Origin of the sequence: Bradyrhizobium sp. ISRA436 (genome assembly GCF_029910015.1) — a bacterium.
Classification (GTDB): domain Bacteria; phylum Pseudomonadota; class Alphaproteobacteria; order Rhizobiales; family Xanthobacteraceae; genus Bradyrhizobium.
Map to the genome: position 1 here is coordinate 4685329 of NZ_CP094519.1, position 24365 is coordinate 4709693.

A 24365-nucleotide genomic window follows, 5' to 3' on the forward strand; every position below is an offset into this window, starting at 1 on the left:
CTTGTAGTCCCGGTTCGTACGCCTACTCCTTGAGAGATCCGAGGGTCAGGCCGCGCACAAGCTGCTTCTGGACGAGCAAGATGAAGATGAAGCTCGGGATCACGGCCGTCGTGCCGAGGGCAGCGATGAAGCCCCATTCCGATCCTGTCGAGGTGACGAAGGTCGTGATCTTGACGGGCAACGTTCGGATCGAATTGGTCAGGAACAGCGACAGCAGGAATTCCGTCCACGAAAAGATGAAACAAAGCACGGCAGTGGCCGCGACGCCGCCCTTCACCATCGGCAGAACGACCCGCCAGAAGATCTGCAACCGCGAGGCGCCGTCGATCATGGCGGCCTCGTCGACGTCGACGGGAACATCATCGTAGAACGATTTCATCAAGAGCACGGCGATCGGCAGGTTGATCAACGTATCGACCAGGATCAGGCCGAGCCGCGTATCGAGCAGCGACATGTAGTGAAACATAAAGACGACCGGCACGATGATCGCAATCGGCGGCATGAAACGCTGCGACAGGATCCAGTTCAGATAGGCTTGCCGCCAGCGGAATCGCATCCGCGACAATGCGTAGGACGCGATTACGGCCAGCAGCACCGTCAACGCGGTGGCCCCTACCGCTATGATCAGCGAGTCGATGATGGTTTGACGGCTGTCATACGAACTCGCACCTCCGACCCCAAACGTATTTCCGGACTCGATTGCAAGTTCCGCCCGGGACTTGCCGAGCATCGTCACGGCATAGTTCACCAGCGTCGGCTTGAAGTTGAACCAAACGATCTCATCCTTGTTGAAGATCGCCGAGGTCGGCTTGAACGATGTCAACGCCCACCAGAACAGCGGGAACATGAACACGCCGACCACGAGCACCGCAGCCACGTCACGTAACCGCTTCTGCCAAAACGTTTCCTGCATCAGAACCGCACCTTGAACAGCTTGATGAAGATGCTTGAAGTGACGATCACGAGGAGCAGCGTGAATAGCGAGATCGTCGAGGCGTAGGGAAAGTCCGCGTTCTTGAAGTAGATGGTGCCGGCGTAGGACGTCAGGGTCTCGGTGGCGGTGCCTGGTCCGCTGTCCGTCATGACCTTCACGTAATCATAGATGCGGAACAGATCGACTCCACGGATCAGAACGGCGAGCGCAATGATCCTGGAGAGCATCGGCAGTGTCAGACGGAAGAAGGCCTGGCTCGGGGTCGCTCCGTCGATCGCGGCGGCCTCGAAAGGCTCCTTCGGCAAGGCGCGAAGCCCGGCGAGCATGATCAGCACCATGAAGGGCGTCCACTGCCAGATGTCAGCGAGCAGAATGCCGGCCAGTGCCGAACCGCTGGAGGCAAGTATGGGATACTGCGGTGGCCAGAGTCCGAGCGAAACCAGGCCCATGCTCAACACGCCGAAGGATCCGTCCAGCATCAGCAGGAACATCATGCCGGTGACCGCGGGCGGCACCACCAGCGGCAGCGTCATCAGCGCCCGAAGCAATCCGTACCCCTTCCGGTCGCTGTCGAGCAGCAGCGCGATGGCGAGGCCAAGGCAAAGTTCGATCAGCAGGGCTGTGATCGTGTAAAGATAAGTGTGGCCGATCGCACCCCATACCCGTTCATCGCCGAGCAGCTTTCCCCAATTCCAGGTCGGATTGAAGACGTTCATACGAGTGATCGGATTGCGCTTGAAGAACGAGAGCCACAGCGCATACAGAAGCGGATAGACACCGAACGCCAGCAGCAGCGCGGTGATCGGCGCCAGCCACGGGAACGGGTGTTCCGAGGTCAGAAACCGTGGCCAGACACTGCGCCGCGGCGTGCCCGGTAACGACACGTCGACAGCCAGACTCTGCGCATGCCGCGCAACAATTGACGTTTCCTCGCGCATCGCTTCTCTCTCGGCGCCAGGCTCTGTCGGCCCGGTTCGCTGTCTTGTTTCAGGGCCGGCGTGATACTCCGGATCGGTGAGATCGGGCCGCGCGCGGCACCAGCGCTTTCGCTGTTGCTACGTCCGTGACCAGTATCGTTGCGTAGTTATTGTTGAGCGCGGCATAGACCGCATCGATCTTGTCGCTGCCGCCGGCAATGCAGATACGTTCCGGCACCTTGGCGATCTCGTCGAGGGTCAGGCCGATCATCTGGTTGTCAAGCGCGCCCAGGATCGGCTTCCCTTCCCTGTCGATGAAGCGCCCGCTCACCACGCCGACGGCGCCGCGCGCCAGGTACGGCGCAATCTTCTCCGGCGTCATGTAGCCGCTGCGCATCGCGGTGCCGGCGTCGTCGACGCTGCCGACACCGAACAGCACCTTGTTGCTCGAGTGGATGATCTTGAAGGTCTCAACCAATGCCGGCTCCTGCATGAACAGGCGCTTGATCTGGGCGGTCGACACGATGCCGGGCGCATGCAGGTTGACGCAACGCGCCCCAAGGCGGTTAGCGATGTTGGACGTGCACAGCTCCGGCGAAAATTCCGTGGTCCCGATCGAGCAGCCGGTGATCTGGGCGACGGTCACGCCGGGAAGCTTCATTTCGGGCAGCGACGCCGACAGCGCCTGTACGGTGCGGCCCCAGGAGACCCCGAGCACATCGTCGGGCTGCAGCCGCTCGATCAGGAGACGCGCGCCGGCCATGCCGATCCGCTCGTGCACCGGCAGGCGGCCGCCGTCGTCCGGCACAACGAGACAGCTCGTGAGCCCGTACGCATCGGCCAGCTCGCGCCCAAGACCAATGGTCTGCAGGTGCCGCGACGAGACCGCGATCGTGACGATGTTGCGGTCGCGCGCCTCTTGCAGGAAGTTCACCACCGAAGCGCGCGAGACGCCGAGCTGATCGGCAACCTCCTCCTGCGTCATGCCCTCTTCGTAATAGAGCCACGCCGCCCACACGACAGGATCGCTGTCAAACTCCGCCGGAATCGACAGCGCCCTGCGCTTGATCCGCGGCGGCGTCACTTGGCGTTGCAGCGTTCTGGTCATCAGCGATCCGGCCTCAGCATCGGCATTCACAAAATGCACACCGTGTTGACAATTGTCAATCATCCCGGTTAATTGCCAATACGTTTTGTCAAATGTCACGATCAGGGCGCGACGCCGATGGTGCGGCGCGGGATTTGCCGATGCCAAAGCACAACTGGACCGCGCTGATCGACGATCTGGTGGCTGGCCGCTGGATCAATCCGCTCACCGGCGCGCCGGTAAAGGTGCCCTACGATTCCATCGTGATCGAAGACAGCCTCGAGGGTCGTGAGGCTGAACTGGTCGCGTCCTTGAAATTGGGGCATCGCCTTGCCGTGGTCGCCGACCAGGCAACCTACGCGGCGATGGGGGCGCGCATCGCCAGGGCGCTGCGCAAACTCGGTCCGATCGAGGCCATTGTGCTGGATCATCCCCACGCCGACATGGCCGAGGTTCGCAGCCTTACGGAGAAGCTGCGCGGATTCGATGCCGTCGTCGCCGTCGGATCCGGTACGGTCAACGATCTCTGCAAGTATGTTACGGGCCTGGACGGCCGGCGCTATTGCGTCTTTGCCACCGCTGCCTCGATGAACGGCTATACCTCCTCCACGGCTTCGCTTACGCTTGACAGCGGCTTGAAGGTGTCGCTGCCCTCGCACACGCCTGCCGGCTTCTTCGTGGACCTCAAGGTGTCCGCCGCGGCGCCGCCTCACCTCGCCGCCTCCGGTTTCGCTGATTGCCTGGCCCGTTCGGTCGCACAGACCGATTGGTGGATGTCGCATCGGCTATTGGGAACGGCCTACTTCCAGGAGCCCTATACGATCCAGGCCACTGATGAAGTCGAGCTCAACAAGCGCGCCGGGAATCTGCCCAAAGGCGACATCGAGGCGATGGGGTATCTCTATCGCGTGCTCACCTTGTGCGGCCTCGGCATCTCCTTCACCGGGGTTTCGCACCATGGCTCGATGGGCGAACATCAGATCTCCCACTACATCGATTGCTTTGCGGGCGAACGGCATCCAGGCAGCTTGCACGGCCAGCAGGTGGGCATCGCGTCATTGAGCATGGCGCGGCTGCAGCAGCAGATGCTCGCCGCCGACCGGCCGCTTTCGGTTCACGCGACGAACATCGACATAGCCGGCATGAAGCGCCGTTTTGGCGACGAAGTCGCCTCCCAATGCGCGGCCGAGTTGAAGCAGAAGGCTTTCGACCATGAGGGAGCCAGTGCATTCAACCGCAAGCTCGAGAATACGTGGCCGGAGCTTCGGCGTGAGCTCGCCGCCTTCACGATTCCGGTCGACGAGATGAAGCGGCTGTTGTCGGCCGCAGGCGGCGCCACGACCGCCGCCGAACTCGGCGTGCCCGTGGATCTCTACCGCGAAGCCATCGTGCATTGCCGGGAGATGCGCAACCGCTTTTCATTCCTCGACATTGCCGCAGACGCCGGAACGCTGGAGGCCTTTGCGCAAGGCGAACTTTGATGGGAGGGCCGTGACATGACTGCTAAACCGTTGGTTGCCGTGACCGGGGCCAGTTCAGGTATTGGAGAAGCGACCGCCCGCGCCTTCTCGGCGGCCGGCCATCCTGTTCTGCTGATGGCCCGCCGGATTGAACGGCTGGATGCCATGCGGCTCCCCAATTCGGTTTGCCGCCGAGTAGACGTACGTGATCGCGCGGCGCTGGCAGCCGCGGTGGGGGACGCCGAAGCAGAGTTCGGCCCGATCGACATGATGTTCGCCAATGCCGGCGTTGCCCGGCTGGCGGATATCGGCAGACAGGACCCGGCCGACTGGGATGAAATGATCGCCATCAACGTCAATGGCGTCATGAACAGCGTCCACGCCGTCATGTCCGGCATGATGGAGCGCCGCCACGGCACCCTCGTGATGATGAGCTCGATCGCGGGGCGCAAGGTCTATCCCGATCATACGGTCTACTGCGGCACCAAGTACTTCGTGCACGGCGTCTCCGAGAGCCTGCGCGAATACCTGTCCAGCTACGACGTTCGTGTCATCGTCATTTCGCCCGGCATCATTGAGACCGAGGTGCTGGACGGCGTGAAGGATCCCGGGACGCTCGCCAACTACAAGGCAAACAAGGCGGCTATCGGCGGCGGCATCGGGGCCGAACACCTCGCCAAGCTGATTCTCGATGCCTACAACCTCCCGCAAAATGCGCTGGTGCAGGAGATCTGCATAACCCCGACACGACAGAAATACTGAGCGCGGTCCACGCCGATTTCCAGGAGCCTATCATGACCAACACCGAACTTCAGCTGCGCGAGGCAATCATCGCAAAATGCCGCTGGATGAATGCCACGGGGCTGAACCAGGGAACGTCCGGCAACATTTCGGCGCGCTATGGCAACACCATGCTGATTTCGCCATCCGCAACACCTTACGATTCACTCACCCCCGACATGATTGCGGCCATGCCGATCGACGGCGAGTACGGATCATGGAAGGGCCCGCTCAAGCCCTCCACCGAATGGCGCTTCCACCTCGACATCATGAAGGCGCGACCCGATGTTGGGGGGATCGTCCACACTCATTCGACCTACGCCACCGTGCTGGCGATCGCGCGTAAGGAAATCCCAGCGTGCCACTACATGATGGCGGCGTTCGGCGGCATGAACGTCCGCGTCGCCGGCTATGCGAGGTTTGGCACCAAGGAGCTGTCCGAGCATGCGCTCAAGGCGCTCGAGGGCCGAACCGCCTGTCTGCTTGCCAATCACGGAATGATTGCAACGGGCGCATCGCTGGACAAGGCGATGTGGCTGGCCGTTGAGCTCGAGACGATCGCCCGGCAGTATTATCTCACGCTTGCGATCGGTGGGCCGGTGCTGCTGAACGAGGCGGAGATCAGCGAGACCGCCGCGGCATTCGGCAGCTACGGCGTGCAGGATCCGCCTGTCGAGAAATCGCGAGCATAGAGCCTTTTGCTCTAGCAACTGGCCTCGCTCGGCCGGCGAATGCAAGGACCGCGACGAAAAGTGGGCTGGTGTCTCAGCGCCGGCCCCGATGCGGTCGGCGCGGATCAAATAGCTGTCCGCGGGAAGAACCACGGTAGGCGACAGCAGCTGCGGCAGGCCGACATCGCGACGCGGGCGGCCCGCCGCCTTGCCGCTCGGCCCTCGCGTCAGGATGGCTTGGCCCAGTTCTGGTACATCGCCAGCAACGCGACAATGTCCTGACCGCGAAAGCCCTCGGCCAGCGCGAGTGCATAGAGCTCGCGAGTAGCCGACGCCGATGGCGTCGGCATCCGGGTCATGCGCCCGAGCTCGACGCCGAGGGCCAGATCCTTTTCGCCAAGCTCCATCTTGAAGCCTGGCGAAAAATCGCCCTTCAGCGCGTTTGGGAAGCGCTTGGTGAAATGGTGCGAGCGGCCGCCGCTCACCGACAGCACGTCGTAGAGCTTCTCCGGCTCGACACCGGCAGCCACTCCGAGGGCGAAGGCTTCCGCGGCAACCAGCACATTGCCCATCGACATCATGTTGTTGACGATCTTGACGACCTTCGCTGTGCCGACGGGACCTGCGTACTTCCAGTCGGTACCGAGCAGCTTGAGGATGGGTTCGGCCCGTTTCACGTCTGCCTCTTCACCACCCGCGATCAGGATCAGCTTGCCGGCGCGCGCCTCGTTGGGGCTGCCGCTGACGGGACAATCGACGACGGCGATGCCACGCGCGGCAGCGGCGCCGGCAGCCTGGCGCATCGTCTGCGGATCGATGGTGCTGAGCTCGATGCACAACGTGCCTTTGGCGGCGTGTGCGACGATTCCCTCGGCGCCGAGCCAGGCCTCGGTCACGGCCTTGGGATCAGGCAGGCTCGTCAACACCAGCGTCCGGCCGTCCAGCGCCTCCGCAATGCTCGATGCCATCCGGAAGCCGTCCTTGGCGAGGCGAGCCCGCTGGTCGGCGCTGACGTCGTAACCGACAACGTCGAGGCCGGATTCTTTCAGGCGCCCCGCCATCCCGGATCCCATCTGTCCCATTCCGATGACCGCGACCTTCTCCGACATGGGCATTTCCCGCTTTTCGTGGTTGTTTGCTGAGTTGGGTTACCATCGGCACGCCCGTTAGTCGCCATCGGACTGGCAGGCGGACCAGCAGCAATTTGCTGGCCATCTGGCACAATCTCGTCGTCCGCAGCCAGTCCCGGGACGCAAGGGCGGCCGCTTCAACCGCATATCCCGTTGGAACACCGATACGACGCTAATCGGGGCTTTTGCGAGGCGCCTCACTCTTGTGCCATGAATCCTGTTGCAACCGGTACCGCATTGCGGCACGAAGCGCCGACACGCCGGACGGCTCGACCTGCAAGAATGGGTTTCACGTCGCGCGCTCCGGTGTCGAAGGCGCAGCATGACGATCACGTCGCCGGTCAATACGCCCAAGAACCCAACGGCAGCGGTTTATCTGCTGCCCGCCGCCTTGCGCAACTACGTCCGCAACCGGGAAACCGGCCTGGTCGCGGTCGCCATCGTGATCGGCCTCCTGTCGGGACTGCTCGTCGCAACGATCTCCTATCTGAGCCAGGCCACACATTCGTTCCTGTTCGACATTCCGCTGGACGCACATCTCAGCGCGACCGGCGTCATATCCTGGCAGCGCACATTGCTGATCCCCACCATCGGCGGCGTCATACTGGCCGCGATCGCGCTGTTCTTCGCCAAGCGCGTCAAGGGGCAGCAGCTCGCTGACGCGATCGAGGCCAATGCCCTGTATGGCGGACGCCTCTCGTTCAGGGGCAGCCTGTTGATCTCCCTGCAAACGCTGCTGTCGAACGGGTTCGGAGGCTCGGTCGGCCTGGAGGCCGGCTATACCCAGATCTGCTCGATGTTCGGCTCGCATATCGGGCAACGGCTGGCCGCCCGCCGCAACGACATGCGGCTATTGGTGGCCTGCGGAGCGGCCGGCGCGATCAGCGCGGCGTTCTCGGCCCCGCTGGCCGGCGCGTTCTACGCGTTCGAGGTCGTGCTGGGCGCCTACACGTCCGCGGGACTAGTCCCGGTCATCGCCAGCGCGGTGACGTCCTGGCTCGTGGCGCGTCATCTGACCCATCAATCCTTCCTGATGGTCCCGGGCTTTCCGTCGCCGGTGTCAGTCGAGATGGTCGGGCAAAGCGTCGTCATCGGCATCCTTTGCGCGTTCGCCAGCATTCTGATGATGCTGGGAGTCGCTTCCTCCGAGCGTTGCTTTCAGCGCATCTCGATTTTCAGGGGCACATTGCGGCCGGTGCTCGGCGGCGCGCTGCTCGGAAGCCTCGCTTTGCTCACGCCGACCGTGCTTGGCGCAGGCCACGGCGCGATGCAGATCCTGCTTGTCAGCAATCCCACATGGCTGCTGTTGACGACGACCATCCTGTTCAAGATGGCCGCTTCCGCAGTCTCGCTCGGATCCGGATTTCGCGGCGGACTGTTCTTCGCATCGCTTTTGCTGGGTGCGTTGCTCGGCCAGCTCTACAGCATCGTCGCCACCGGCTTCCTGCCGGGAATCGCCCTGCAGCCGGGAACCGCGGCCATCGCCGCTCTCGCTGCATTCGGGACCGGCGTTCTCGGCGCCCCCTTCAGCATGGTGTGTCTCGCGCTGGAGATCACCGGCGACTTCTCGGTCACGGTCGGCGCCGTGGTCGCCTCGTCGGTTTGCGCGCTGATCGTTCGTGAGCTGTTCGGCTACAGCTTCGCGACCTGGCGCTTCCATCTGCGCGGTGAAGTGATCCGCGGCCCGCAGGACGTCGGCTGGGTTCGGCAACTCAGCGCAGCGTCGCTGATGCGCACCGATTTCGAAAGCGCGCTCAGCACAATGCCTATCGCGGAGGCCCAAAAGACCTTCTCGCCGGCGCAGGTCCGGCAGATCGTGCTGCGCGATCCCAAGGGTTCCTACGCCGGCATCGTCACCTCGGCCGACCTCTATTCGACCGCAGCGCAGGACGAGACACTCGCGGACCTGGCGCGGCAGACCGAAGAATTCCTGCTGCCCGGCGCCTCGATCCGCGACATCATGAAGATGTTCGCACGCAGCGAGGCCGACGCGCTGGCGGTGATCGATCGCAGCGATCACCGCGCCGCGATCGGGATCGTCAGCGAATCCCATGTGCTGCGGACATACGGCGAAGAACTCGAGCGCCGCAACGAGGAGCTGTTCTTCCGCTCGGCGTAGCTGGCGCTACGGCCGCAAATCCATATCGATGCGAACGAAGTCACCGCGATAGGTCACCTCACCCAGATAGATCACCGTGTGATCCGCGCTGGAGAACACCCGGCGGACCTCGGCGACGGGCGAATTCAGCGGCACCTTGAGAAGCCGTGCGACCTCGAGATCGGCCGTTCCGATCGTCAGGGTCTGCCGCGCGCGCGCGATCGCGGGATCGCGGAGGTCGCTCAGGATCGGGATCACCGTCTCGTTGCGGAAGCGCTTCGGATGGCGGCGAAAGATCTTCTCGTCCAAATAGATCGAGATGACACAGTACGGCTCCTTCTGGCGCGAATGAACGCGCCGCATGAAGACGTATCTCGAGGCGGGCTTGCCGTCTTCCGGCAGCAACGGAGCGTCGGTGCGGCTCTCGGAAATATTGATGATCTCGGGCGACGTATCCCGGTACATCTCGGCAAGATCCGAGAGCGTTGTCTCTACCCTCAGCCAGCGGTCCTGCTTCACCATGCCCGTGACGAAGGTGCCGCGCCCCTGCTGGGCTTCGATGACGCCCTCGCGCGACAACAGATCAACGGCCTGCCGAATTGTCACCCTGGAGACGCCGAATTCAGCGGCTAGCTCCTCATTGGCCGGCAACCGCAAGCCCTTGGCCCAGATGCCGCGCGCAATGCGCTGGCGGAAGATGTCCGCGATCTGCGCGTATTTTGGAACGTGACTCTCGGAATTCAATTCCATCGCGCTCCCCGCGTCAGGATATTCGATCAGGACAAAACGAGGGCCGCGCCCCGTTCGCCGATCATCAGGCTGGTCGCATTGGTATTGGCGGAGGTGATCTGCGGCATGACAGACGCATCGATCACGCGCAGCCCGTCGACGCCGCGTACCCGCAATTGCGGATCGACCACGGACTGATCGTCGCTCCCCATCCGGCACGTACCGACGCAATGAAAGACCGTGCCGCCGGTGTTGCGCGCGAACTCCCACAACCCGGCGTCATCGCGGGCGGCCTCGCCCGGTACCATCTCGACGTCCCATAGCGACCGAAACGCCTTCCGCTGGTAGATCTCGCGCAGGATCTTGAGTCCGGCAACGATGGTCTTGCGGTCGATCTCTTCCGAGAAGTAGTTGGGCGCGATACGCGGCTGATCGAACGGATCGGCCGAGCGGATCGCAAGCCGTCCCCGCGACCGGCCGTGGCACTGCCAGACCGAGGCCGTGAAGCCGGAATAGCTGTGCAAGGGATCGCCGGGCTTGTCGACCGACAGCGGCATGACGTTGAACTGCACGTCGGGTCGTCCGCCGGCGGCATGTTCGGTGCAGGCCGCACCGCCGACCTGCCCGGCCCCGACCGTGAGCGGGCCGCGCCCCGCAAACAGCCACTGCAATCCCATTGTCGCGAGCGCAACGGGGTTGCGGACCTGGTCGTTCAGCGAGATCCGCTCTCTCAGCCGTACGATCAGGCGCGCCTGATAGTGATCCTGCAGGTTTTCGCCGACCCCGGTCAGGTCGGCCACGACCGGTATGCCGTGGCGACGAAGCAGATCGGCCGGACCGATACCGGACAGTTGCAGGAGCTGCGGCGACTGCAACGCACCTGCAGACAGGATCACTTCGCGATCGGCGGATGCGGAAGCAGCCAGCTTGTCCTTGATCCACTCCACACCAATCGCTTTCTGACCCCGGAAGACGACCTTGCTGACCAGCGCCCCCGCAATGATCGTGAGATTCGGACGCCCAGAGATCGGGTGCAGGAATGCCGATGCCGAGCTGCTGCGCCAGTGCCGGCCGATCCCGAGCTGGTAGCTGCCGACCCCGAACGTCGTCTCGCCGTTGAAGTCGGGATTGCGCGGCAGGCCGTATTCGACGCCCGCCTCCACCCACGCTGCCGACGCCGGATTGTCGTTGCGCAGCTCCGATACCTCGAATTCGCCGAAGCCGCCGTGATATTGGCCGTCGCCGCCGCGATAGCGCTCGTAGCGCCGGAAATAGGGCAGCAGCTCGCGGTAACTCCAGCCGGTCGCGCCAAGGCGCTCCCAATCGTCGAAATCCTCGTGCTGGCCACGGATGAAGATCAGGCCGTTGATCGAGGAGGACCCGCCAATCACGCGGCCGCGTGGCCACACGATCGATCGACCACCGCTGCCTTCGCTCGGCTCCGTCTTGAACAACCTCGAAAAGCGTTCGTTGTAAATCGTGCGGTAGTACCCAACCGGAAGCTTCAGCCAGAAATTCCGGTCAGAGCCACCGGCTTCCAGGAGCAGCACACGACACGACGGGTCGGCCGACAGGCGGTTCGCCACGACGCAGCCCGCCGAACCGGCGCCGACGATGATGTAGTCGTAACCTCGCGCGGTCATGCTAGGCGGTCCGATACTGTTCTATCTCGGCTAGATCCGGCTCGATGCCGAGGCCTGGTTCATCGCCCAGCGTGATCATGCCGTCGCGCACATCGCGAACCGGACCGCAAAACCGCTCACGCAGCGGATTATCGTTCGCATCGACTTCCAGAAGTCCGTCGCCGCCGACGCCGGCCAGAAGATGCGCCGACGCGAGCAGGCCGATGCCGCCGCCGAGATAATGCGGGCAAAATGTCTTGCCGGCCTTGATGATGTCATGCGCAACGTCCGCACACGCCGATAGCCCGCCCCATTTTGCGATATCCGGCTGCACGACGGACAACACACTCCCCGTCAGCGCCTGCTCGAAACCGGTGCGGCTTGCGATGTTCTCGCCCGCCGCAAGCGGAATACCTGCTCCGGCGGCAAGCGTCACCCACTCCTGCCAGGGCCGATCCGCGCGGATCGGCTCCTCGAGCCAGGCGAGACTGAAATCCTTCCACAGCGGCGCAGTCTCCAGCGCCTGCTCGACCGACCATGCCTGGTTGGCGTCCGCGGCCAACAATCCCGCGCCGACCAGGTCGCGCAACGCGGACAGATTGGCGCGATCGGTTTCGGGTGCAAAGCCCACCTTCAACTTCAGCGCGCGATGCCCCCTCGCCAGCGCCGCCTCTGCCATCGCGCGCGAGCCGGTGGGATTGATTCCGCTCGCATAGACCTTGATCGTGCTTCGCGCGCCGCCGAGCAGTTTCCACAGCGCCGTCTTGCGGCGCCGCGCGTAGAGGTCCCAAATCGCAAGGTCGATGCCTGCAATCGATTGCGCGAACGGTCCGGCCTCGCCGGACTGCAGCGCAAGGACGGACGTACCCGACGTCAATCTATCGAACAGCTCCGTTGGCTGATCGATAGCGACGCCGACTGCGGCTGACGCCAGCACCTCGTTGACGAGGCGCACGCGATGCTCGGCCCCTGGCGAGGGAAAATTGCACCAGACCTCGCCCCATCCGACAATACCATCCGCGTCCTCGGCGCGAACAAACACCGCGGGCCTGCTCAACATCCTGCCGAATGATGTGGCGACAGGCGTCGACAGCGGATAGCGGTAGCAAAACGCCTGGACGGTTTTGATCGTGAAAGCCTGCGATGTCATGCCTGAAGCCCGCGCGTTCAGCGCGGCGAGAATGCTCTTGTATGGTCATCCTATTTATAATATGAGTTCGCCGGCATCAACCAGAATTGCAAGGTGGGAAGCGCTGAATGAACGGACAGGTCGTGAGACGCCTGTTGCTCGGACTCGCGCCTTGGGTCGGCGCCATCCTGCTGTGGTACGGCGTCCGGTGGAGCGGCTTCGTCAACGCCTCGCTGATCCCGGCGCCGCATCAGGTCGCAGCCAAGTTCTACGAACTTCTGACGCACGAGAATCTGCTGCTCGATATCTACGTGTCCTCGCGTCGTGTGTTTCTCGGGGTGATCCTCGGAATCCTGGCCGCCGTCCCGGTCGGCTTCCTGCTCGGCTGGTACCGGCCGGCACGCATCTTCGCCGACCCCATGATCAACTTCTTCCGCGCGCTGCCGCCGATCGCGCTGATCCCGCTCGTGATCGTCTATTTCGGGGTCGACGAGCTCGCCAAGCTCGTCATCCTGTTCTACGCCGCGTTCTTCTCCGGCGTGATCGTGATGTATGAGGGCGTCTCGCAGATCACCCCGCTCTACATCCGGGTCGCGAAGACGCTCGGCGCCAACGAATTCGAAATCTTCCGCAAGGTCATTATTCCCCTCACCGTGCCGCACATCCTGACCGCGCTGCGCGTGGCGCTCGGTGTCGCCTGGGCGACCCTGGTGGCCTCGGAACTGATCGCGGCCCAGCGCGGACTTGGCGCCATGATCCAGAACGCATCGACCTACTTCCTGCTCGACGTCATCTATGTCGGCATCATCTGCATCGGCGTCATCGCCCTCATCATGGACCTGATCCTGCGCAAGATCAGCGCCCGCCTTCTGGTCTGGCAGGAACGGGCGATCTCATGAAGAAGCGCGCGCAGTTCGACCACGTCTCGCTTGCCTTCGAGACGCCCAAAGGCCGGCTCAATGTCGTCGAGGATGTCTCCTACGATATCAACGATGGCGACTTCATTGCCGTGATCGGCCCGTCCGGATGCGGCAAGACCACGATGATGAGCATGCTTGCGGGCTTCCAGAAGCCGACGACTGGAAAGGTGTTGTTTGACGGCGCCCCCGTGACCGGCCCCGGTCCCGAACGTGGCGTCATCTTTCAGGAGTATGGCGTCTTCCCATGGTTGACGGTGAAGCAGAACATCGCCTTCGGGCTGAAGCTCAAGGCCAACCGCGTTCCGGATGCGGAGCGCGATACGATCTGCGACCACTACCTCAGCCTGATGGGCCTCGCCGATTTCGCCAACTCCTATCCGAAGCATCTCTCGGGAGGCATGCGCCAGCGCCTCGCCATCGCCCGCGCCTATGCTGTCAAGCCGCAGTTCCTTCTGATGGACGAGCCGTTCGGCGCGCTCGACGCCCAGACCCGGGCCAACATGCAGAACCTGCTGCTCAAGGTACTCGCCGCCGAAGGCAAGACCGTCATGCTGATCACCCACTCCGTCGAAGAGGCGATCTACCTTGCCTCGCGTATCGTTGTCGTGACGGCGCGGCCGGCGAAGATCAAGGAGATCATCGAGGTGCCCTTCCCCTACCCGCGCGACGAGTCGATTCAAGAGCGTCCCGAGTTTGGCGAACTCCGTAGCCATATCAGGCAACTCGTGATGGACGAGTACCGTGCGCAGCAGGCGCAGATGCGCCCAGTGTCATTTTCGGAATAGTTAGAAGATTGAGGAGGAACGCCATGGATCGCCGACAATTCCTGACCACGACCGCGGGTCTTGCCCTGGGAACGTTCACGGTGGCGGCGCCCGCGATTGCGCAGGCCCGCACCAAGCTTCGCGTCGGCTATCTGCACACGGTCGCAGTCGACGGCCAGATCTGGACCGGCATGGACCGGGGCAGCTTTGAGAAGGAAGGGCTCGATCTCGAATTGCGCCAGTTCAACACCGGCCTCGAAATCTTCCAGGCGCTGATTGGCGGCAGCCTCGACGTTCTTGCCACCGGCGCCGTGCTCTCGAACTTCCCGGCCCGCGGACAGGGCAAGGTGTTCCTGATCAACGACATCGAGGTCGCAACCGCCCAATTGTGGGTGAGGTCGGATCAGGGCATCAAGTCCTTTGCGGACCTGAAGGGCAAGCGGATCGCCACCGCGACCGGCACCACCGCACATGTGTTCCTCGACAAGGCGCTGCGCGCCAACAAGATCGACCCGAAGGACGTTGAGCTCGTCAACCAGACCATGCCGGCGGCCGTGACGGCCTTCGTCTCCGGCGCCGTGCCGGCCGTCGCGCTCTGGGTCCCGTTCAACGTGACGGTTCGTGACAAGGTGCCGGGCGCGGTCAAGCTCGCCGACGCATCGGCCTATTACCCCCAGGCCGCAATCATCGGCGGCTGGGCCGCGGCCAACGACTACTACGAGCCGAACAAGGAGACGCTCGCCAAGCTGATCCGCGGCTGGACCGACGCCAACGACTACATCGTCGCGAACAGCACCGAAGCCATGGAGAAGCTGCAGAAGGGCCACTACAGCCAGACCCCGCTCAGCGATATCAACGAGTCCTTCAAGGCCCAGAAGATGTTCACGTCGCGGGATTGGAAGCGCCTCTATTCGGACGGCACCGTCACGAACTGGCTGCAGCAATCGACCGACTTCTTCATGGCCAATGCCGGCGTCAAGGACTTCACGCCGGCGACCAAATACTTCGACCCCAGCCTGTATCTGAAGACGATCGCGTAACCGTCTCGATGCCCGCGCTTCGGACAACGAGCGATTCGCTCGCTGTCCGAGCACGGGAACGCCGCGGTTGACCCGATCAACAAACATCGCCAATAATCGAAGGGATCACATCGTCAACGTGGAAGAGACGGCGGTTTCTATTGGAGTCCAGCGGCCGCCAGCGCAACGCGTCAAAGGGCAACGCGCCTTCCAGGCCGCGTGCGCCGAAGGCCAATGCGGCAAAGCAGGCCGCGAGCCTCTCCACCAAGTCTGAAAAATCCCGCAACCTGATTCTGCAGTCAGCGGCCAGGCTGTTTCACGAACAGGGATTCTCGGCCACAACGCTGCGCCAGATCGCGGCCGCCGCCCGGATCGAGGCCGGCAGCATCTATTACTATTTCGATTCCAAGGAAGCCATTCTGGACGAGGTGCTCGATCGCGGCCTGCGTCACGTCTTCGAGTCGGTGAAAGGCGCCGTGAACGGAGCTGGCCAGGCGTCGCACCGGCGGCGGATCGAACTGGCGATCGAAGCCCATCTTGTTGCGCTTTTGGAATCCAGCGACTTCACGTCCGCCAATATCCGCATCTACGGCCAGTTGCCGGAGCATCTGAAGAAGCCGCATCGGCCGCTGCGGCGTGCCTACGCGCGGTACTGGGACAAGCTGTTTCTCGATGCCCGCAAGGCCGGCGAGATTCGCGCCGATATCGAGATCGTGCCACTGCGCATCTTCGTGATCGGCGCGCTGAACTGGACCGTCGAGTGGTTCAGGCTGGACAGCAAGGACGACGTCCTCAAGCTTGCGCGGCGAACCCAGATGATGGTGTTCGACGGCATCAAAAAGTAGCGGCCAGCGTCCCGAGGAGCCGCGCGCCCTCGCAGGTTGGATCGTCCCCTAGCGCCCCTGCCAGTTCGGCTTCCTTTTCTCGGCGAACGCCCGCGGCCCCTCGATCGCATCCTGGCTCGCGTAAACCTCGACATGCAGACGATCGCCTTCGATGGCGCCTCGCTCGTAGCCGAGATCCATCGCCGCCAGCACGGTTGCCTTGGCGGCCTTCACCGACAGCGGCGCGCCATCGACGACAGCGCGCGCCAATTGCAAGGCGCGGGCGCGCACCGCATCCGGCGTCGGTTCGAGGTAGTTGAGGAAGCCATGCGCGGCCAAGCGCTCAATCGGCATCGTCTCACCGGTGAGCACCAGTTCCATCATCAATGGTTGCGGCAGCATCCAGAGCATCGGCACCGACCACGGCGTCCCCCGCCCCATCTTGACCTCGGTGATCCCGGCACGGCTGCCGCTCAAGCCGACCCGAAGATCGGATTTGAGCGCAAGCATCATGCCGCCGGCCATCAATGATCCCGTCATGGCCGCGATGATCGGCTTCGTCACCTTGCGCATCGCGGTCTGCATGGGGTCCCGCATCAACGTCAGGATATCGACGCCGTCCCGTGCCCTGATCTCAGCCGCCTGCTTGAGGTCGAGGCCGGCGCAGAACACGCCGCAATCGGCGGAGGTCAAGATGATCGCGCGCACCGCAGCATCGGCCTCCGCGCGTGCCCAAGCCTCGGTCAGGCCATTCATCGCTTCGACTGATAGCGCGTTCTTGCGCTCCGGCCGATCGATCGTCACGGTCGCGATGCCTTCGCTGATTTCGTAGCGCACGGGTTCCTGGTCGGACATTGTTCGCTTCCGTCTTTTCTAACATCTGTTAGAATACATCGACGCCGGTCAAACACAACGGACACGTTGTCGACGATGCCATATCTCTGGACGCCACCGCCGGAACTGGTGGAAAAAAGCAATCTCACCGCCTTCCTGCGCGCGACCGGACAACCGGACTACGATGCCTTGGCGGCTAAGGCGGATGCGGACCCCGCATGGCTGATGGCGGAGGTGTTCCGGTTCTGTGATATCAGGTTCTACCAACAATACGATGAGATGCTCGACCTGTCGCGCGGCCAGCCCTGGGCCCGCTGGTGCGTTGGCGGCACCACCAACATCGTCCTTAACTGCCTCGACAAGCACCGCGGCACGCCGGTCTGGGATCAGATATTCCTGGCGTGGGAAGGCGAAGACAGCAACGAGCAACGAAGCCTGACCTACGCGGCCTTCGCGGCCGAGGTCGACCGGCTGGCAAGCGCATTGCGCAAGCTCGGCCTCGGCCGGGGCGACGTGGTGGCCATCTACATGCCGAACCTGCCCGAGACCTTCGTCGCGTTCTTCGCCATCCTCAAGATCGGCGCGATCGTTATGCCGTTGTTCTCGGGCTTCGGTCCAAGCCCGATCCAGGCGCGCCTGAACCACGGCGAAGCCAAGGCGGTGATATCAGCGAGCGGGACCTGGCGCAGGGGCGCCGCCGCCCCGCTCAAATCGGTGCTCGATGATGCGCTGCAGAGCGTTCCCAGCGTCCGCCACGTGATCGTGGTCAAACGTGAGCGGCTGAATATCGAGACACCGATGCAGGCGGGCCGCGATCTCTGGTGGCACGACATCGTGCCTGCGGCCGAAGGCGATATCGCAACCGTCGAGATGCAGGCCGAGGATCCCGCGATCCTGCTCTACACCTCGGGCACCACAGGCGAGTCGAAGGGCTGCGTGTGGACCCATATCGGGTTCATCGGCACGATGGTGACGCGCGACATCATCATCTGTGGAGACTTCAAGGCATCCGACCGCTTTTTCTTCCTCAGCGACATGGGGTGGATGGTCGGCGCGATGTGCGCCTGCATTCCGAGCTTTGCCGGCGGCAGCCTGCTGATCGCGGAGGGCACGCCGGACTATCCCGACACCGGACGCTTTTGGCGCTTGATCGCCGATCACCGGGTGACCTATCTCGGCGTGTCGCCCACCATCGTGCGCAGCCTGATGCGCTACGGCGACGAGGTCGACAGATACGACCTTTCGAGCCTGCGGATCACGGCCTCGGGCGGCGAGGCCTGGACAGAAGCGCCCTGGACCTGGTTCTTCGAACACGTCTGCAAGAAGGCCATTCCCATCATCAATATTTCCGGCGGCACCGAGATTGGCGGCTGCATCTTCACCGGCACGACCAACCATCCGATGAATCCGTGCTCATTCTCACGGACGGCGCTCGGCATGGGGGCCGACATCGTCGACATCTGTGGAAAGCGCGTGGCTGATGGCGAAGTCGGCGAACTGGTGCTGCGCCACTCCTCGATCGGCCTGACCAAGAGCCTATGGAAGGCCGACGCGCGCTACATCGAAAGCTATTGGAGCGCGATTCCCGGCCTTTGGGTGCACGGCGATTTCGCCATGCGCGGACATGACGGCCTCTATTACATCCTCGGCCGGTCCGACGACACCATCAAGATCTCAGGCAAGCGCACCGGTCCTGCGGAGCTCGAAGGCATCCTGATCGGGACGGGCAAGCTCGCGGAGGCAGCGGTGTTCGGCATTCCGCACCCCGTGAAAGGCTCGGCCATCGTCTGCGCCTGCGTGCCGATGCCGACAATGGGCAGCACAAATGGACTGGCCGAAGAGCTGTCGGCCGCGCTGGTGCGCGGTATGGGGGCATCATATCGCCCCGAGAAGATCATCCTGGTCGACGACCTTCCGCGCACCCGCAACATGAAGATCATGCGCCGGGTGCTGCGCGCGATGTTCGAGAACAAGGATCCCGGCGACCTGTCGGCGCTCGCCAATCCCGAGGCGATCACGCATATCCGCGAGCGGCTGGCGGCCGGCTGATCGTCAGATCGGGCAGTCCGGCGGGAACGACGGCTTGCGCTTCTCGAGATGCGAGGCCAGCCCCTCTCGCGCTTCGGCACCGCTGAAGCCGAGGATTTCGAGCGCCGTCGAGGTGTCGAACAGCGGACCGTTGACGCGCAGCCAGTTGTTGAGCGCGTATTTGGTCCAGCGGATCGCGCTCTGCGCGCCGCTCGCCAGATCCTGTGCGGTCTCGAGCGCAATCTCCTGCAGCTCGGCGTCCTCGACGCACAGCGATACCAGCCCGATGCGCTCGGCCTCCTCGCCCGACAGCGGCTTGCAGGTCAGCAGGTAATATTTGGCCTTGGCGAGACCGCACAGCAGCGGCCAGATGATGCAGGCGACGTCGCCCGCCGCCACGCCAAGCCGGGTGTGACCGTCGACGATCCGCGCCGACTTTCCGCAGATCGACACGTCGGCGAGGATTCCGACCACCAGGCCGGCGCCGACCGCGACACCGTTGATCGCCGAAATGATCGGCTTGTTGCAGTTGATGACGTTGTAGACGAGATCCTTCGCTTCGCGCCAGGTCGCCATCCGCGCGACCGGATTGTCGAGCAGGCTCTTGATCAGCTCGAAGTCGCCGCCGGCCGAGAACGCCTTACCCGCACCGGTGACGATGACAGCGTTGATGTCAGGATCGTCGTTGATGTCGCGCCAGATGTTGGTGAGCTGGGTGTGGGTCTCGGCGTCGACCGAGTTATAGGTCTCGGGCCGGTCGAAGGTCAGCCGCAGGATCCGTTCGGCGGGATAGTCGATCTTGAGCCGGGTATAGGCGGCGTAACGATTGGACATCGGCATTTCCTCGTGGTTCCCTCGCCGCGCGAAGCGCGTTCGGCCTATCAATTCTTTCTAACAGATGTTAGAATTTAGGACCGATCGACGAGCGTCGCAAGCTCGGAGTTTGGACCAAGATTGTCGGCAAAGACAGCGCGTCCTTTGAGGAAACATGATGACCGGCCAGGATAGCCTTCCCGCGCGCGCGGGCTCGATTGCAACCGTCGGCGCGCTCTTCAGTACCTGCGCCGCGCTGAATGCGGGATCGATCGCAATCGAATACCGCGACCGGCGCATCAGCTACGGCGAACTGCTCGATCGCGTGAGGCGCGCCAGTGCCATGCTCGCGGCACACGGGCTGCAGCGCGGCGACCGGGTCGCCCTGCTCTCTCGCAATCGCCCGGAATATTTCGAGATCGAACTGGCCGCCGCCCATCTTGGCGTCATCACCGCATGCCTCAACTGGCGCCTGTCGCCGCGCGAGCTCGCCTACTGTGTCGAGCTGGTTTCGCCGAAATTGCTGATCGTCGAACCTGACCTGGCTGTTTCGCTGGGATCAGGCTCCACCTGTCCGCAAATCGAGCTGGGCACGCAGTATGAACGCCTTCTCGCGCAGCAGGATGGCCGCGGTGTTCCCCTGACGGCCCAACCTGAGGATGGGCTCGTTATCCTCTACACCAGCGGCACCACCGGCCTGCCCAAGGGGGCGGTGATCTCGCATCGTGCGATGATCATGCGCGCCCTGGTATTCACGTCGGAACTTGGGATCACAACATCCGAGAGCTTCGTCGCCTGGGCTCCTCTGTTCCACATGGCCTCCACCGACCACGGCCTCGCTACGCTGTTGCGTGGCGGAACGGTGGTGATCATCGACGGCTTCCAGATCGAGCCGCTGCTGAAGGCGATCAGCGCGCATCACATCGGTTGGCTCGTGCTGATCCCGGGCATGGTGGAGGCGCTGGTCGAGGGCATGCGAGCAGAGCGGACAACCGCGAAGGGCGTGCGCGTCTGCGGCGCGATGGCTGACCTGGTGCCGCCACATGCGATTGCGGCGGCGACCGAACTGATCAGAGCGCCCTATCTCAACAGTTTCGGCTCGACCGAGACCGGTCTGCCCCCCGCCACGCGCGATCTGATCCCGATCGGCGTTGCGCCGACGCTGCTCTCGAAACGCCAGAACGCATTCTGCGAGGTCAAGCTGGTCGATCCCGCCGACAACGAGGTGCCGCTCGGCAGCCCCGGCGAGCTTGCCATTCGCGGCGGCACAGTGTTCTCGGGTTACTGGCAAGCGGATGAAGTAAACGCGCGCGATTTCCGCGGTGGCTGGTTCCACATGGGCGACGTATTCCGCCGCAACGACGACGGCACGCTCGATTTCGTCGACCGCGCCAAATACATGATCAAATCCGGCGGCGAGAACGTCTATCCCGCCGAGATCGAACGCGTTCTCTTGACCGACAAGCGGATCACGGAGGTTGCGGTGGTACGGGCACGCGATCCAAAATGGGGAGAGGTGCCAGTCGCGTTCATCGCATGCCGGGACGACAGCCTGACGGAGGCTGAGCTCGTCGAACTCTGCCGGCGCGATCTCGCCGGCTACAAGCGCCCCAGGCAGTTTCATTTCATCGACTTCGCCGATTTCCCGCGTTCGACCAGCGGCAAGGTGCAACGCCACGAGCTCGAGAACCGTCTCACCAAGGCCGCGCCATGAGCCGCGACAATCTCCGGGGCAAGGTCGCCATCATCGGGATCGGGCTGTCGCCGGTCGGCAAGGTCCCCGGCCGCAGCCCGCTGTGGCTCGCGGCTGACGCGGCAAGGAAGGCCGTTGCCGACGCCGGCATCGACAAGAGCCAGATCGATGGCGTGCTGTCGAGCCATGCCTTCGCCTCGCCCTTCCATCGCTTCAGCGCGGCATTCAGCGAGTATTTCGGCATCCAGCCGACCTTCTCCAACAATCTCCAGGTTTCGGGGGCGACGGCCGCCACGATGTTCAACATCGGCGCGGCCGCGATCTGCGGCGGACTGGCGGAAGTCGTGCTCGTGGTGGCCGCGGACAGCCTGATGACCGGGCTTACGCCGGACCTCGCGCTGCGCTCGCTGACGGAAAGCCGCGACCAGCAATACGAGATGCCGTTCGGCATTCCCGTCGCCAACACCTTCGCCATGACGGCGCACCGGCACATGAAGGAGTTCGGCACCACGCCGGAACAGCTCGCCGAGGTCGCGGTCACCCAGCGCCGCCACGCCTCGCGTACCCCCGGCGCGCAGCAAACCGCGCCGATCACGGTCGACGACGTCCTCAACTCCGGCATGGTGACCACGCCGTATCACAAGCTTGATTGCTCGCTGATCTCGGACGGCGGCGCCGCGTTCATCCTGACCTCGGCCGAACATGCCAAGGCGCTTGGCATCAAGAGGCCTGTCTACATCCTCGGCGGCGGCGAATGCTACACCCACGAGCACATCTTCCTGATGCCGTCGCTGACGGTGACGGGCGCCGTCGAGTCCAGCCGGCGCGCCTACAAGATGGCAGGCTATGGCCCGGACGACATGCATGTCGCCGGCGTCTACGATTGCTTCACCGGCACCGTCATCATGATGCTGGAAGACCTCGGCTTCTGCCCGAAGGGCGAAGGTGGGCGTTTTGTTGCCGACGGCCAGATGACGTACGGCGGGAAGATCCCGTCCAACACCCATGGCGGCCTGCTCTCGTTCGCCCATTCCGGCATCCCCGGATCGTTGTTTCATTTCCACGAGGTGGTTGCACAACTGCGCGGCGACTGCGGTCCGCGTCAGGTCGCGGGCGCGAAGCTTGGCCTGGTGCACAGTCTTGGCGCCGGGTTTGCCACCAACGCCACGACCGTGCTCGGAACGGAGGATACGCTGTGATCTCAGCCGAAGATGCCGCCCGCAAGCCGCTGCCGACGCCGGATGCAGATACGGCCGCCTTCTGGCGCGGCCTACGCGACGGCAAACTGCTTCTGCAGCACTGCGTGGCCTGCGGACATGTGCAGTATTATCAGCAAGCGACGTGCCGGGCCTGCGGGCGCGACGAGCTTGAGCACCGCCCCGCCAACGGGCGTGGCAAGGTGCATTCCTTCAGCGTTGTCCACCGCGCGCCGGGACCCGCGTTCAAGGCCGACGTGCCCTACGCCGTTCTGCTGGTCGAGCTGGAAGAAGGCCCACGGATGATCAGCACCTACACCGGCGGACCGCCGAACGACGTCACCTTCGACATGCCGGTCGTACTGGCCTTCGAGAAGGTCACTGACGAGGTGACCTTGCCGCGGTTCCGCAAGGCGTGATCGTCCGGCACTCAGCTCGCCTCGCGCACCGTTTTCTAACAAACGTTAGAATTAGTCGTTGAACTCGGCGGCTACGCCGCCTAAGAATGATCGTGCCGAACAGCATGTCGACGTGCCGTCTAGGGAGGACGCATGGATTTCGATCTTACGCACGAGCAGCGGCAGATCCTCGAATACGGCGACACCATCGCCCAGAGATTCGATCGCAAATACTGGATGGACTGCGCCGAGAAGCGCGTGTTTCCGGAGGCCCTGTATCGGCAGGTCGCGGCAGACGGCTTTGTCGGAACCATGGTGCCGGAAGAATATGGCGGCGCCGGACAAGGTATGGTCGAGATGCACCTGTTCCTCGAGGGGCTCTCCAACAACGGCATCCCGCTGCTGAACCTCGTCGTCGGCGCTGCGATGAGCCTCGGCTTCATCGCCAAGTACGGCTCCGAGACACAAAAGAGGCGCTACCTGCCCGATGCGTGCCGGGGAAACATCCGCTTCTGCTTCGCCATCACCGAGACTGATGCGGGCACCAACACCATGCGCACTGCGACGGTCGCAAAGCGGCGCGGCAACCGTTTCGCGCTGAGCGGGCAGAAGACCTTCATCACCGACGCCGACGGTTCGGATTTCGCGCTGGTGGTGGCGCGCACCACGCCCCACACCGAGGTGCAGCGCAAGACGGAAGGGTTCACGCTCTTCATCGTCGACCTGAAGGCCAAGGGTGTCCAGAAGCAGTACATCCCCGTCAGCATCCCTGCTCCCGAAACCCAGTGGCAATTGTTCTTCGACGAAGTCGAGCTCGGCCCGGAAGACGTCGTCGGCGAGATCGACAGGGGTTTCGGCATCCTGTTCAAGAGCCTCAATCCCGAACGTATCCTGGTCGGTTCGATCTGCTGCGGCCTTGGCCGCTATGCGCTCAACCGGGCCGTGGCTTACACACGCGAGCGCAAGGTCTTCAACAATGTGCCGATCGGCGCCTATCAGGGCCTGCAGCATCCGTTGGCGAGCGCGCGCACCGATATCGAGCTCGCCTCGCTGATGACACTGAAGGCGGCGTGGATCTTCGATCAGGGACGCGAGGCGGGTGAGTTCGCCAACATGGCCAAGCTCGCCGCGGCCGATGCCGGCATCAAGGCCGTCGATACCGCAATCCAGTGCCACGGCGGCAACGGCTTCACCAAGGAATACGGCATCTTCGACCTCTATCCATTCGTGCGCCTGCTCAAGACCGCGCCGCTGAACCGGGAAATGATCCTCAACTACATCGGCGAGCACGTCATGGGCTTGCCGCGCAGCTACTAGGA

22 protein-coding genes are annotated in these 24365 nt (G+C 63.5%); 13 read left to right on the top strand and 9 right to left on the bottom strand.

Annotated elements, in window-relative coordinates; all coding sequences use genetic code 11:
• Window positions 1–22: 22 nt before the first annotated feature.
• From MTX23_RS22190 to MTX23_RS22200, 3 genes are read right to left on the bottom strand one after another with little or no spacing between them, the layout of a single operon-like run.
• Window positions 23–913, bottom strand: coding sequence for a carbohydrate ABC transporter permease (locus MTX23_RS22190; protein ID WP_280972317.1), 891 nt, complete (start codon window positions 911–913; stop codon window positions 23–25).
• Entirely contained in the window at window positions 913–1872 is a 960-nt protein-coding gene (locus MTX23_RS22195) for a sugar ABC transporter permease (RefSeq protein ID WP_280972318.1), read from the bottom strand. Before MTX23_RS22195 ends, MTX23_RS22190 begins: the two co-directional genes overlap by 1 nt.
• 49 nt (window positions 1873–1921) lie before the next feature.
• The gene (locus tag MTX23_RS22200) at window positions 1922–2959 is read right to left on the bottom strand and encodes a sugar-binding transcriptional regulator (protein ID WP_280972319.1); all 1038 of its coding nucleotides are present in this window, start codon (window positions 2957–2959) and stop codon (window positions 1922–1924) included.
• A gap of 140 nt (window positions 2960–3099) precedes the next feature.
• On the opposite strand from MTX23_RS22200, the gene MTX23_RS22205 reads away from it, so the two are divergent.
• Genes MTX23_RS22205 through MTX23_RS22215 form a run of 3 tightly spaced genes read left to right on the top strand, consistent with a single transcriptional unit; the run spans window position 3100 to window position 5870 of the window.
• Window positions 3100–4419, top strand: a complete 1320-nt coding sequence (locus MTX23_RS22205) for an iron-containing alcohol dehydrogenase (protein ID WP_280972320.1) — start codon at window positions 3100–3102, stop codon at window positions 4417–4419.
• Between the two features lie 15 nt (window positions 4420–4434).
• The gene (locus MTX23_RS22210; protein ID WP_280972321.1) at window positions 4435–5160 is read left to right on the top strand and encodes an SDR family oxidoreductase; all 726 of its coding nucleotides are present in this window, start codon (window positions 4435–4437) and stop codon (window positions 5158–5160) included.
• A gap of 32 nt (window positions 5161–5192) precedes the next feature.
• The gene (locus tag MTX23_RS22215) at window positions 5193–5870 is read left to right on the top strand and encodes a class II aldolase/adducin family protein (RefSeq protein ID WP_280972322.1); all 678 of its coding nucleotides are present in this window, start codon (window positions 5193–5195) and stop codon (window positions 5868–5870) included.
• A gap of 206 nt (window positions 5871–6076) precedes the next feature.
• Here MTX23_RS22215 and MTX23_RS22220 read toward each other — a convergent pair whose 3' ends face one another.
• Window positions 6077–6958 (bottom strand): NAD(P)-dependent oxidoreductase, encoded by an 882-nt coding sequence (locus MTX23_RS22220; protein WP_280972323.1) that lies wholly within the window; start codon window positions 6956–6958, stop codon window positions 6077–6079.
• Window positions 6959–7301: 343 nt separating this feature from the next.
• Between MTX23_RS22220 and MTX23_RS22225 the strand changes: the two genes are divergently transcribed.
• The gene (locus MTX23_RS22225) at window positions 7302–9098 is read left to right on the top strand and encodes a chloride channel protein (RefSeq protein ID WP_280972324.1); all 1797 of its coding nucleotides are present in this window, start codon (window positions 7302–7304) and stop codon (window positions 9096–9098) included.
• Window positions 9099–9104: 6 nt separating this feature from the next.
• On the opposite strand, the gene MTX23_RS22230 is transcribed toward MTX23_RS22225, so the two are convergent.
• Genes MTX23_RS22230 through MTX23_RS22240 form a run of 3 tightly spaced genes read right to left on the bottom strand, consistent with a single transcriptional unit; the run spans window position 9105 to window position 12578 of the window.
• Window positions 9105–9827, bottom strand: coding sequence for a GntR family transcriptional regulator (locus MTX23_RS22230; protein WP_280972325.1), 723 nt, complete (start codon window positions 9825–9827; stop codon window positions 9105–9107).
• 26 nt (window positions 9828–9853) lie between these two features.
• Window positions 9854–11449, bottom strand: coding sequence for a GMC family oxidoreductase N-terminal domain-containing protein (locus tag MTX23_RS22235; protein WP_280972326.1), 1596 nt, complete (start codon window positions 11447–11449; stop codon window positions 9854–9856).
• Window position 11450: 1 nt separating this feature from the next.
• On the bottom strand, window positions 11451–12578 hold the full coding sequence (locus MTX23_RS22240) for a mandelate racemase/muconate lactonizing enzyme family protein (protein WP_280972327.1): 1128 nt from the start codon (window positions 12576–12578) through the stop codon (window positions 11451–11453).
• Window positions 12579–12685: 107 nt separating this feature from the next.
• Here MTX23_RS22240 and MTX23_RS22245 point away from each other — a divergent pair, with 107 nt between their 5' ends.
• From MTX23_RS22245 to MTX23_RS22260, 4 genes are all read left to right on the top strand, one after another.
• Window positions 12686–13456, top strand: coding sequence for an ABC transporter permease (locus MTX23_RS22245; RefSeq protein WP_280972328.1), 771 nt, complete (start codon window positions 12686–12688; stop codon window positions 13454–13456).
• The gene (locus MTX23_RS22250) at window positions 13453–14262 is read left to right on the top strand and encodes an ABC transporter ATP-binding protein (RefSeq protein ID WP_280972329.1); all 810 of its coding nucleotides are present in this window, start codon (window positions 13453–13455) and stop codon (window positions 14260–14262) included. The genes MTX23_RS22245 and MTX23_RS22250 overlap by 4 nt, the downstream gene beginning before the upstream one ends.
• A gap of 23 nt (window positions 14263–14285) precedes the next feature.
• Window positions 14286–15281 carry an ABC transporter substrate-binding protein gene (locus tag MTX23_RS22255; RefSeq protein ID WP_280972330.1) on the top strand — a complete coding sequence of 332 codons (996 nt, stop codon included), beginning with the start codon at window positions 14286–14288 and terminating at the stop codon, window positions 15279–15281.
• Between the two features lie 140 nt (window positions 15282–15421).
• Window positions 15422–16105, top strand: a complete 684-nt coding sequence (locus tag MTX23_RS22260; RefSeq protein WP_280972331.1) for a TetR/AcrR family transcriptional regulator — start codon at window positions 15422–15424, stop codon at window positions 16103–16105.
• Between the two features lie 48 nt (window positions 16106–16153).
• Here MTX23_RS22260 and MTX23_RS22265 read toward each other — a convergent pair whose 3' ends face one another.
• Entirely contained in the window at window positions 16154–16939 is a 786-nt protein-coding gene (locus tag MTX23_RS22265; RefSeq protein WP_280972332.1) for an enoyl-CoA hydratase-related protein, read from the bottom strand.
• A gap of 75 nt (window positions 16940–17014) precedes the next feature.
• Here MTX23_RS22265 and MTX23_RS22270 point away from each other — a divergent pair, with 75 nt between their 5' ends.
• Entirely contained in the window at window positions 17015–18967 is a 1953-nt protein-coding gene (locus tag MTX23_RS22270) for an AMP-binding protein (RefSeq protein WP_280972333.1), read from the top strand.
• A gap of 3 nt (window positions 18968–18970) precedes the next feature.
• On the opposite strand, the gene MTX23_RS22275 is transcribed toward MTX23_RS22270, so the two are convergent.
• Window positions 18971–19780 carry an enoyl-CoA hydratase/isomerase family protein gene (locus MTX23_RS22275; RefSeq protein ID WP_280972334.1) on the bottom strand — a complete coding sequence of 270 codons (810 nt, stop codon included), beginning with the start codon at window positions 19778–19780 and terminating at the stop codon, window positions 18971–18973.
• Window positions 19781–19937: 157 nt separating this feature from the next.
• On the opposite strand from MTX23_RS22275, the gene MTX23_RS22280 reads away from it, so the two are divergent.
• From MTX23_RS22280 to MTX23_RS22295, 4 genes are all read left to right on the top strand, one after another.
• Window positions 19938–21473: an AMP-binding protein gene (locus MTX23_RS22280; protein WP_280972335.1), complete on the top strand. Its 1536-nt coding sequence runs from the start codon at window positions 19938–19940 to the stop codon at window positions 21471–21473.
• Window positions 21470–22651, top strand: a complete 1182-nt coding sequence (locus tag MTX23_RS22285; RefSeq protein WP_280972336.1) for a thiolase — start codon at window positions 21470–21472, stop codon at window positions 22649–22651. Before MTX23_RS22280 ends, MTX23_RS22285 begins: the two co-directional genes overlap by 4 nt.
• On the top strand, window positions 22648–23067 hold the full coding sequence (locus MTX23_RS22290) for a Zn-ribbon domain-containing OB-fold protein (RefSeq protein WP_280972337.1): 420 nt from the start codon (window positions 22648–22650) through the stop codon (window positions 23065–23067). Before MTX23_RS22285 ends, MTX23_RS22290 begins: the two co-directional genes overlap by 4 nt.
• A 132-nt stretch (window positions 23068–23199) precedes the next feature.
• A complete protein-coding gene (locus tag MTX23_RS22295) occupies window positions 23200–24363 on the top strand; it encodes an acyl-CoA dehydrogenase family protein (RefSeq protein WP_280972338.1) in 1164 nt (387 codons plus the stop codon).
• Window positions 24364–24365 lie beyond the last annotated feature (2 nt).